Genomic DNA, 6683 nt, shown 5'->3' on the forward strand with positions numbered 1-6683 from the left:
CACGTCCACGGTGATCTTCTTCGAAAGGTCGCCGTTGGCGATGGCGGTGGTCACTTCGGCGATGTTGCGGACCTGGCCGGTCAGGTTCGCGGCCATGAAGTTCACGTTGTCGGTCAGGTCCTTCCAGGCGCCGGTCACGCCTTCCACGCGGGCCTGGCCGCCCAGCTTGCCCTCGGTGCCCACCTCGCGGGCCACGCGAGTCACTTCCGAGGAGAAGGCGTTCAGCTGGTCCACCATGGTGTTGATGGTGTTCTTCAGCTCCAGGATCTCGCCGCGCACCTCCACGGTGATCTTCTTCGACAGGTCGCCGCGGGCCACGGCGGTGGTCACGTCGGCGATGTTGCGGACTTGGCCGGTCAGGTTCGCGGCCATCAGGTTCACGTTGTCGGTGAGGTCCTTCCAGGTGCCGGCGACGCCCTTCACCTGGGCCTGGCCGCCGAGCTTGCCTTCCGTGCCCACTTCCCGCGCCACCCGGGTCACTTCCGAGGCGAACGAGTTGAGCTGGTCCACCATGGTGTTGATGGTGTTCTTCAGCTCGAGGATCTCGCCCTTCACGTCGACGGTGATCTTGCGGCTGAGGTCGCCGTTGGCCACGGCGGTGGTCACCTCGGCGATGTTCCGCACCTGACCCGTCAGGTTCGCGGCCATGAAGTTCACGTTGTCGGTCAGGTCCTTCCAGGCGCCGGTCACGCCCTTCACCTGGGCCTGGCCGCCCAGCTTGCCCTCGGTGCCCACCTCGCGGGCCACGCGGGTCACCTCGGCGGCGAACGAGCCCAACTGGCCCACCATGGTGTTCACGACCTTGCCGATGCGCAGGAACTCGCCGCGCAGGGGCCGATCCTCATTGTCCATGTCCATGGTCTGGCCCAGGTCGCCCTTGGCCACGGCGCCGATCACGCGGGCCATTTCCGCGGTCGGGTGGATCATGTCGGTGATGAGGTTGTTCACCGCGTCGACCGAGGCCGCCCACGACCCCTGCGCCGCCGGCAGGCGGGCGCGGTGGCTGATCTTGCCCTGACGCCCGACGGTGTCGCCCAGGCGCTCGAACTCGCGGGTCATCCGGTCGTTCTGTTCGACGACGTCGTTGAAGGCCTCGGCAATCTCGCCGGCGACGCCGGTGGCGCGCGGAAGCCGAACTGAGAAATCGCCGCGTCGGAAGGCCCGGAGTGCGGCGAGGAGTTGGGCTGTGTCGACTTCTTTTTCTTGGGTGGGGGCTGGACGGCGGGTCTTGCTGGCGGTCGCGGCGGTGGCAGGCATGGCTTCCCCGAAAAGCTGCGAAGTCGGGGATGAACCCCGGCGTGCTGCGCCGGTCACACCCCCGCCTTTCGAGGGAACGCCGGCTTATGGCTACGGTTCCAGTCTAGCTTGAAGCAAAACCTGCGGGTGTCGGGAAGTCGACCGAAAGTTGCAGCTGCACAGTTAACGAGCCCGGAACCCTGACCCGGCGCTGCCGTTCCTTGGCCCGATGTCACAGGCCTATGACTCATCTTCCTTCGAGCCGCCGCCGGACGCCGAGGCGTTCTATGCGGAGAGCCTGAAGCTGCTAACCGAGTCAGGGATCCCGTTCCTGCTCTCCGGCACCTACGCCGTCTGCGCCTATACGGGCATCGTGCGTCCGACCAAGGACCTCGACGTCTTCTGCAAGGCGGGCGATTTCCCGAAGATCCTCAGCTACTTCCAGGAACGGGGCTATCGCACCGACGTCGAGGACGAGCGCTGGATCGCCAAGGTCTGGCAGGAGGAGCGGTTCTTCGACGTGATCTTCGCCATGTCGAACGGCGCGGCGCCGGTCACCGACGCGTGGTTCGAGGAGGACGACGTCATCGAGGTCTACGGGAGCAGCGCGCGGATCACCGCGCCCACCGAGCTGGTGGTCTCGAAGATGTTCATCCAGGACCGCTACCGCTACGACGGCGCCGACGTGGTCCACGTGCTCTACCGGCAGGCCGAGCGCATCGATTGGAAGCGGCTGCTCGGGCTCATGGAGCCCTACTGGGAGGTGCTGCTGATCCACCTCCTGAACTATCGATTCGTCTACCCGACCGAACGCGACCTCATTCCCCGCTGGGTGATGACCGAACTCACCAACCGGCTGGCCGCCCAGGTCACCCTGCCCCCGGCGCGCGTGAGGGTTTGCCGCGGGCGGATGTTCAGCCCCCGCGACTACCTGATCGACATCACCGAGTGGGGCTTCGCGGACGTGGTGGGCAAAGGGCTGGAGGAGCGCCATGAGCCAATCGCCTGACGCCGCCAACGACGCCGTCGCGGTGACCAAGCCCCTCCGGCTCGCCGCCATCGGCGACCTTCATGTCGGCGAGAACATGGACCGGCCCTACCGCGACCTGTTCTCGAAGATCAGCCAGGAGGCCGACGTGCTGGCGCTGTGCGGCGACCTGACCAATTTCGGCAAGACCCCCGAGGCCGAGATCCTGGCCGAGGACCTGCGCGCCTGCACGATCCCGGTCGTGGGCGTGCTGGGCAACCACGACTACGAGTGCGGCCAGCCGGCCGAGGTCGCGCGCATCCTGCACGAGGCCGGCATGCGCGTGCTGGACGGCGAGGCCTACGAGATCGAGGGCGTCGGGTTCGCCGGCTGCAAGGGCTTCATCGGCGGCTACGGCCGCCACATGCTCTCGGCGTTCGGCGAGCCCGAGATCAAGGCCTTCGTCCAGGCCTCGGTCGATGAGAACCTCAAGCTGGAGAGCTCGCTGCGGATGCTGCGCAGCGAGCGGATCGTGGTGATCACCCACTATTCGCCCGTGCTGGCCACGGTGGAGGGCGAGCCGCCCGAGATCTTCGCCTTCCTGGGCTCGGCGCGGATGGGCGAGACGATCGACCGCTTCGAGGGCGTCACCTGCGCCCTGCACGGCCATGCGCACCGCGGCGCCTATGAAGGCCGCACGGCCGGCGGCGTGCCGGTCTACAACGTGTCTCGGCCCGTGCTGAACCGCGACCTCGGGATCGAGTACGCGTTGATCGAGGTCTGACGCGCGACCCGACACGCCACGGATTGCTCCCCGCCGCCAGGTCAAAAAAAAGCCGCGCCCGAAGGCGCGGCAGTTCATTAGGGAGGAAACGCCCAAAAGGGCGAGACCACATATGCAACTTTGCTGCACTGCACGCAAGCACTAATTTCATGCAGGCGTGAAATATGTGCCGTTACGGCACCCAGTCGTGCTTCAGACCGCGGGCCGCCAGGACGAACAGGGACGCGCTCACCACGTAGAAGCCGAGGCCCGAGTAGATCGCGTAACGCAATGCTTCCGTTCCGTAAATTGGCGTCAGTGCGTCGGACACGGCCCCGAAATACCAGGTGCCGAGGCCCAGTCCGATCAGGTTGTTCACGAACAGGAAGCAGGCCGAGGCGGTGGACCGATGGCTAGGTGCGACGAGATGCTGCACCGCCGTAATGACGGGTCCCAGCCACACCAGGTTCAGCCCCGTGGGGATCAGGAAGAGGACGAAAGCCAGCACCAGCGACTTCGCCTGTACCGCCAGCACGAAGCACGGCAGCGCCAACAGGAAGGCCACCGCCGGCACCAGCAGGTAGGCCGCCGGCCGCGCCCGGCCCAGCCGGTCGCCCAGCACGCCGCCGGCCCACACGCCGAGCACGCCGCCCACCAGGGTCATGGAGCCCAGGAACAGCGAGCGGTCGACCAGGCCCATGCCCAGGCTGCGTTCGAAGAAGCTGGGCAGCCAGAAGGCGACGCCGTAGCCGCAGACCGACGAGGCGGCCGCGCCCAGCGAGATGAGCCAGAAACTGGGCTTGGCCAGCAGCTTCCGGATACCCCCCGTGGCAGGAACCGACGCCGCCGCGACCTCGCGGGGCGGCTCCTTCACCACCAGCCGGAAGATCGGCGCCAGGGCGACGCCCGCCAGGCCGACGACGATGAACGCCGCCCGCCAGTCGATCGTCGCGGCGATCAGGCCGCCGAACAGGATGCCCAGGGCCGAGCCGATCGGGATGCCGAAGGAATAGGCCGCCAGCGCCCGCGCCCGCTGCTCCTTCGGAAAGTAGTCGCTGATCAGGGAATAGGCGGGCGCCACGCCGCCCGCCTCGCCGACCCCGACCCCCATCCGGCAGAGGAAGAGCTGCCAGAACCCGCCGGCAAAGCCGCAGGCGGCGGTGAAGCCGCTCCACAGCGTGAGCGCCCCGGTCATGATCCAGGTGCGGCTCCAGCGATCGGCGAGCGCGGCGATCGGCACGCCGAGGCCCGTGTAGAAGAGCGCGAACGCCAGCCCGCCCATCAGGCCGAGCTGGCTGTCGGTCAGGCCCAGGTCCTTCTTGATCGACCCAGCCAGGATCCCGAGGATCTGGCGGTCCAGGAAGTTGAACGTGTAGGCGAGGATCAGGACCGCCAGCACGACGATCCGGTAGCGCTGGGTCATGGGATCCCCCTTCAGAAGCCCTCCTCCTCGATGGAGGAGGGTTGGGTGGAGGTGTGGCTGTTGCGCCGAAGGGGATCACAAGGAGGCGCCGGCGCCGAACGAGGCCGCTACCTCCGCCGCCCTGCCTACACCTCCATCCCCGGCCCTTCCTCCATCGAGGAGGAAGGGGGAGAGAGCACGACGACCTAGAACTTCGCTTCGACCGAGAGGGTGAAGGTCCGCGGCGGGCCGTAGTAGGCGGTCACCGAGTTGCCGAACAGGACCCCGGCCGTCTGCGGGAAGTTGTAGCCGCCGATGCGGTACTCCTCGTCGCCCAGGTTCTTGCCGTGCAGGCCGACGCGGTAGCGGTCGTCGGCCGAGGTCCAGACGATGCTGGCGTCGACCAGCCAGTAGCTGTCCTGGTCCAGCCGCGAGGGAATCTCGAACATGTTGAACGACGAGCGGTATGCGGCCGAGGGGATGAAGGCGATCGTCCCGTGGTCGCCCAGGTCGTGGCGCCAGTTCAGGCTCACCGAGCCGTTCCACTCCGGCGTGTTCTGGAACACACGGCTGTCTGAGAAGTCGCGGACCACCGGCGGGGACACGGAGAGGTCGAGGGCGCTGTACTCGTCGAACTCGGCCTTGGTGTAGCCCAGCGAGAAGTTGGCGCTGAGGTTCGAGGTGAAGACAGCGACGCCCTCCAGCTCGGCGCCGTAGATGTGGCTGCGGCCGACGTTCAGCACCTGGCTTGCGATCGAAGCGCCCACCGGCGTCTGCTGGGTGATCTGCTGGTCCTTGTACTTGGAGTAGAAGACCGCCGAGTTGAGGGTCAGGCGACGGTCGAAGAAGGAGCCCTTCAGGCCGCCCTCGAACGATTCCACCTTCTCGGGCTGGTAGCCGTTGACCGAGCTCGGCGTGAGGATCGCGTCGGCCCGCATGTCGAAGCCGCCCGACTTGAAACCCTGGCTGTAGGACACGTAGCCGGTGACGTCCGGCGTGAGGTCGTAGCTGACGCTCACCCGCGGGGTGAACTTCTCATAGGTGTCGGAGCTCACGAAGTTCGAGCGGACCAGGCCGGGGACGGCCGCGTTGTTGCCGAACAGGCGGGTTTTGATGCCCGTGAAGTTCTGGCGGTAGACTTGGCCGGTCTTCTTGTCGCGCGTGTAGCGGCCGCCCACAGAGATGTGGAGCTGGTCGGTCACGTCGTAGCTGACGTCGGCGAAGGCCGAGTAGCTCTTGGTGTCGACTGCGCCGGCCGTGGCAATGCTGAGGTTGGCCTGGCTGAGCACGGTGTCGAAGGCGCCGGCCGCCGTGGCGTTCAGGTAGTAGAGGCCGATGACGCCCTGGATCCGGTCGCCGGTGTAGAGCGCCTGGAATTCCTGGGTGAACTGGTGGTCGTTGTAGCGCGCCGGGATGTCCAGGATCGGAGCCGGCAGGTTGTCGAAGTCGATGACACCCTCGGTCTCGCCGGCGCGGTAGGCGGTGATCGACTTGAAGGTCAGGGCCTCGCTCGCCGTCCACTCGCCCAGGAACGAGACGCCGCGGGCCTCGACCGTGTTCTTGTCGCCGGCGCCGGCCCTGGTGTCGTAGACGTCGGACAGCACCTCGCCGCCGGCGATCGGTTGGCCGGCCGCGTTCAGGGCCGGCACTTCGCGGTGGCCGTGGCGCGGGTTCGAGCGGTCGGTGACGATATCGCCCGACAGCCGGAAGAACAGGCTGTCGGTGGGCGTCAGTTCGACGGTGGCGCGCGCGGCCACGACGTCCTTGTCGTAGTGCTCGGCGCCGGTCGTCAGGTTCTTGCCGAAGCCGTCGCGATTGAACGACGCCCAGGTCAGCCCCAGGCCCAGCCAGTCGGTCACCTGGCCCTTGGCCGAGGCGACGATGTCCTTCTGGTCGTACGAACCGTAGGCGCCCTTCAGCTTCAGTTGGGGATCGCCCTCGATCTTGGCGGTCACGTACTTGATCGCGCCGCCGATGGTGTTGCGGCCGTAGAGGGTGCCTTGCGGACCGCGCAGCACTTCCAGACGCTGGACGTCGAAGATGTCGAGCACCGCGGCCTGCGGGCGGGCCACGTAGACGTCATCGATGTAGAGGCCGACGCCGGGCTCGAAGCCCCACAGCGGGTCCTGCTGGCCCACGCCGCGGATGAAGGCGGTCAGCGTCGAGTTGGTGCCGCGCGAGACCTGCAGCGTCAGGTTCGGCGTCACGCGCTGCAGCGAGGTGATGTCGGGCGCGCCGCGCGCTTCCATCTGCTCGCCGGTCTGCACGGTGAGGGAGATCGGCACGTCGGTCAGGCTTTCCGCCCGCCGCCGCGC

At 67.3% G+C, this 6683-nt stretch carries 5 protein-coding genes; 2 read left to right on the plus strand and 3 right to left on the minus strand.

Features of this window, described 5'->3' with window-relative positions:
• Nucleotides 1–1257: HAMP domain-containing protein (locus VGD44_RS10765; RefSeq protein ID WP_331086760.1), on the minus strand; the 1257-nt coding region annotated here is incomplete at its 3' end.
• A gap of 208 nt (nt 1258–1465) precedes the next feature.
• On the opposite strand from VGD44_RS10765, the gene VGD44_RS10770 reads away from it, so the two are divergent.
• Both VGD44_RS10770 and VGD44_RS10775 read left to right on the plus strand, forming a co-directional pair.
• Nucleotides 1466–2245, plus strand: a complete 780-nt coding sequence (locus tag VGD44_RS10770) for a hypothetical protein (RefSeq protein ID WP_331086761.1) — start codon at nt 1466–1468, stop codon at nt 2243–2245.
• Nucleotides 2229–2987, plus strand: a complete 759-nt coding sequence (locus tag VGD44_RS10775) for a metallophosphoesterase family protein (protein ID WP_331086763.1) — start codon at nt 2229–2231, stop codon at nt 2985–2987. The genes VGD44_RS10770 and VGD44_RS10775 overlap by 17 nt, the downstream gene beginning before the upstream one ends.
• A gap of 172 nt (nt 2988–3159) precedes the next feature.
• Here the strand turns inward: VGD44_RS10775 and VGD44_RS10780 are convergent, their stop codons facing one another.
• Both VGD44_RS10780 and VGD44_RS10785 read right to left on the minus strand, forming a co-directional pair.
• Nucleotides 3160–4389, minus strand: a complete 1230-nt coding sequence (locus VGD44_RS10780) for an MFS transporter (RefSeq protein ID WP_331086765.1) — start codon at nt 4387–4389, stop codon at nt 3160–3162.
• A gap of 185 nt (nt 4390–4574) precedes the next feature.
• The coding region (locus VGD44_RS10785; protein WP_331086767.1) for a TonB-dependent receptor at nt 4575–6683 on the minus strand (2109 nt) is incomplete at its 5' end.

The sequence above is a fragment of the Phenylobacterium sp. genome (genome assembly GCF_036402295.1).
In the GTDB taxonomy this organism is placed as follows: Bacteria; Pseudomonadota; Alphaproteobacteria; order Caulobacterales; family Caulobacteraceae; genus Phenylobacterium.